This window comes from Acidithiobacillus sp. TH-A36, assembly GCF_057473445.1.
Genome location: NZ_JBYCKP010000588.1, coordinates 1 through 3377, shown reverse-complemented (window position 1 = coordinate 3377; position 3377 = coordinate 1). Strand labels below are relative to the sequence as shown.

Below are 3377 nucleotides of genomic sequence, written 5' to 3'. Positions count from 1 at the left end.
CATGCTTTCCGCACTTCGGCCAGTTGCCGCTATCCCAATCGAAGCCCACTATCTCCATGAGAGAAGTGTAGGCGTGCGTCTACACAAACGCAACTCATCCATTTGCCCAGGTATCTGACCACCAATGGGCGGTTTCCGCTCCGTTGCCGCCATTCGCCCTGCAGCCAGGAGTGACAGCAACGCAGCGGAAGAGGTCATTCGCGACCAGTATCTTGAGGAGTAATATTTAATAGGCGTGCTCGCCCTGTTAGAAAGCGATCCGCCAGGTTCAGTCTAGCGCCCAGCCTGCCTGGACCAAGACTGCTGAGTCAGGAAAGCTGATAATCTCCTCACTTCCACGCACATGCATTTGATATCTCTCGTCACTCGCATCGCGGGCGTCAATGAAGCCATACTGACCATTGACATGCTTGAAACACACTTCATAGGTCAATGGATTTATTCCAAAGGTTCCCTTGTCCAGTAATTCGCGGGTGTATTGCTGTAATTCTTCCGACCATTGCTTGTCTGACATGCCTAATACCCTCCATGGTTTGCAATAAGAATCACACTGCGATTATCCGGACCTTCTGGTGACCGTCTTATGCCCGGACTGGATGGTTGACCGGATGAGGCGTTCGCCTGCGCGGTCAGTTCTGCTGCCAGGATCATGATTTCTGGCAACTCCAGGTGAGCGATGCCATCTGTTCCCAAAAGAAGCAGGTCGCCCTCCTTAAACGGCATGCTCTGTATTACAGCCTGCGGTGCGTCCACAAACGCGTCCACCGAAAAATATTCAGCTAATGCCCCATAACTACTCGCCAAAAGTGGATGATTGTCTGCTGCATATCCAGCGTTTTGCAGATCGGTAGCCACGGTCTGATCTTCGGTAAGCAACTTCACCTCGCCGTCGCGAATCAGCCAAGCCCTGCTGTCGCCCACATGGCAGAGCATTATATGGGTCTGGGTCTCTTGCAGTTCTGCCCACAACAACGTGCTGGCAGCCCCCGGATACCGCTTTCCGTTTTCGGTCAGGGTGCCCTGCAGCCATTTAACCCGATACTGGGGCGACCAATTCGGGAAAGTAAGATAACTGTCGCGCAGCAACTCCAGAAGGGTTCTGCTGGCCCAAGCGGCACCCCGACCAATATGCAGACCGTCAGCACAGGCAAAAACAGTGGTCTTATCGATGGTTACCGTATTCGCAGCCCAAATAGAAACTCCCTGATGCACATCACCATCGACCAAAAGAGCATCTTCATTGCAGGGGAAGCCTCCAGACTCGCTCCATGCGGCATAACGGATCGTTGTAGCCATAAATGTTATCGCTCCTCTAACTGCGGCCTATTTTTGTACAGTGTCCATTGAACGTGTGGCGCTCTCATCATCGTGACATTCTTGCAGATTACTGACGTGAGCCTAAGTCCCCTGCAGGTCTATCCACAAAGCGATTATGATTCGTTGTCGGCCCGCTTGCGAAAGTCTTTTGAAACGCATTTTTAGGCATGTTCCGCCCTGGAGTTTTCTTTGGAAAAAAAGGACGCCCGTCGTTTCAGCACAAAACGCCAACCTGCAATCTGGCATATTTCCCTGAACGACAGTGGATGATGGTCGTATAAATCGTGGAAAAACCAGCAATGATGCTGTCTCGCCAATGGGTGGGCAGTCATTGCAGCAAAAACGTTGTAATTGGTACCCTCCCCATCGTCAAGCAACATGTCAGCCTGGACCACTAAATTTCGTCTGGTGCCAGGGGTGAACCGGTACAGTAGATCAATATTCACCCAATCCACATCGGTCAGCCTACTCTGAGCTAACACTTCAGTATCGGCTTGATGCCATTCCATCATCTCCCGCCGAAGCCACGCCTCACTTGCTGTTAACGCGTCATTGAACGCCAAGAGATAGGCGGCCGCATTGTCATCCAGAGCTTCATAGTCGTTACGCATTTCTATGGTTTTGAGTTTTTCCGGTACTCGCCATTCATCGTATTCCAGGCACATCTCTGCCGATAACGCCCAGGAAAGGGAAAGAGGAACGCCGGGATAAATATCCAATAATCGTTCTGTCCGTAGGAGCCATGACTGGATATCTGACAGATGTAGGAATACGTTTTCGGTTTTTCCAAGATCGGGAAGACATTCACTTTCAATATGCAGGAATTGCCGAACTACCAGCGGGTCGCATAGATCATCAGCCCAATCGCTTGCTGAGTTTAAATAGATTTCCCCTTTCAGTTCTAAGGAGGCTCCAAGCAAGGGGTCGCCTAGATCATCACGCCGGAGCAATACTCTGTGCAACCAATCATCCCACAGCTTTTTAAGGGCAAGGATCAGGGAGGATAATTCATGGACGTCGCCTTGCAGCCCGATCTTACTTTCTGACTTCATGTAATCTGGCATCTCATACCTTTAGTAGATTTTTGACAGCATCACCGGCCGATGATGTGCGCTATTATGGTGCGAAACCAAGTCAGATTGGGTCGTGATCGAACCATACCTGAAAATATTATCCCAATCTTTCACACGCGCTCCACCGGGAACCAATTTGACGTGATTAGGGCGTACTCTGGCCCTTGTCATATTCACCAAGCCCAACTAAATGGTTAAAGATAGAAAGGAGCATTCTCATGGAAGGCCAAGTTATCGCTGTCGCGCTGCTGCTCGTGAGTCTGTATGGATTATTTCTGGAGGTCACCCGAAAGGCGGTTTTTTTCTACGACAAATGGGACTTGGGGCTGGCCTTCGCACCGTGGGCACTGATCTTTGTGGGGTATCAGCTGGCAATACGTGGTCAGGAGGTCCTGGCCTATCTGGTCTTTTTCCTAGCTGCAGGGGCGTGGCTATACAGTGTGTGGCTGACCCTTCGATATAATAGATGGCAGTGGCTTTTAGCTCTTCCGGTACTCGTCGCCAAGATCATCCTGAGTTTCATCTATGTGGTGAGCTGGATGGATATTCTGAATGCCAACGGCAAGAATAATCCCCAAAAAAGCGATAGCCGTGGCATTGCCATGATCGTGGTAGCTTTGTTGTCGCTGCTCGTGATGCGTCTGGTCAATGGCCCTGCCGTGTACGAAGCCAGAAGTTGGAGATTATCAGTTGCCAAGACGATGGCCGAAGATCGCGTCTGATGGGTTTGTCCAAATCTCGCGTTATAGCGCATCTCCAGTGCCCCAAAAGACTCTGGCTGCAAACCTATCATCCTGAACTTGCCGAGGTGGATAGCGGGTCGCAGACACGGATGAACGTGGGCACGACCGTTGGAGAGATTGCGCGAACCCTCTTTCCGGACGGTCACCTGGTGGAAACGAATGATTTGCGCGCAGCTCTTACAGAGACGGCGTCATTACTCCAATCTCCGGGCGGTCCGATTTTTGAAGCCACTCTGCAGGCAGC

The 3377-nt window shown here is 51.1% G+C and carries 5 protein-coding genes; 2 read left to right on the top strand and 3 right to left on the bottom strand.

Going from position 1 to position 3377, the window contains the following annotated elements:
- Window positions 1-268: 268 nt before the first annotated feature.
- The 3 genes from AC2VLY_RS14900 to AC2VLY_RS14890 all read right to left on the bottom strand — a co-directional run bounded on the left by AC2VLY_RS14900 (window position 269) and on the right by AC2VLY_RS14890 (window position 2369).
- Window positions 269-514 carry a hypothetical protein gene (locus tag AC2VLY_RS14900; protein WP_486892532.1) on the bottom strand — a complete coding sequence of 82 codons (246 nt, stop codon included), beginning with the start codon at window positions 512-514 and terminating at the stop codon, window positions 269-271.
- Window positions 515-516: 2 nt separating this feature from the next.
- Complete coding sequence (locus tag AC2VLY_RS14895; protein ID WP_486892533.1) at window positions 517-1296, bottom strand: PP2C family protein-serine/threonine phosphatase; 780 nt, start codon at window positions 1294-1296, stop codon at window positions 517-519.
- A gap of 182 nt (window positions 1297-1478) precedes the next feature.
- Window positions 1479-2369, bottom strand: coding sequence for a hypothetical protein (locus AC2VLY_RS14890; RefSeq protein WP_486892534.1), 891 nt, complete (start codon window positions 2367-2369; stop codon window positions 1479-1481).
- Window positions 2370-2608: 239 nt separating this feature from the next.
- Between AC2VLY_RS14890 and AC2VLY_RS14885 the strand changes: the two genes are divergently transcribed.
- The gene (locus AC2VLY_RS14885) at window positions 2609-3112 is read left to right on the top strand and encodes a hypothetical protein (RefSeq protein WP_486892535.1); all 504 of its coding nucleotides are present in this window, start codon (window positions 2609-2611) and stop codon (window positions 3110-3112) included.
- A partial coding sequence (locus tag AC2VLY_RS14880; RefSeq protein ID WP_486922537.1) for a hypothetical protein occupies window positions 3112-3377 on the top strand: 266 nt, incomplete at its 3' end. The genes AC2VLY_RS14885 and AC2VLY_RS14880, both read left to right, overlap by 1 nt.

What these genes read in the sequence shown, in the direction of transcription:
- AC2VLY_RS14895 (WP_486892533.1), bottom strand. Translation starts at nt 1,296, where the DNA reads ATGGCTACAACGATCCGTTATGCCGCATGGAGCGAGTCTGGAGGCTTC.
- AC2VLY_RS14885 (WP_486892535.1), top strand. Translation starts at nt 2,609, where the DNA reads ATGGAAGGCCAAGTTATCGCTGTCGCGCTGCTGCTCGTGAGTCTGTAT.
- AC2VLY_RS14900 (WP_486892532.1), bottom strand. Translation starts at nt 514, where the DNA reads ATGTCAGACAAGCAATGGTCGGAAGAATTACAGCAATACACCCGCGAA.
- AC2VLY_RS14890 (WP_486892534.1), bottom strand. Translation starts at nt 2,369, where the DNA reads ATGAAGTCAGAAAGTAAGATCGGGCTGCAAGGCGACGTCCATGAATTA.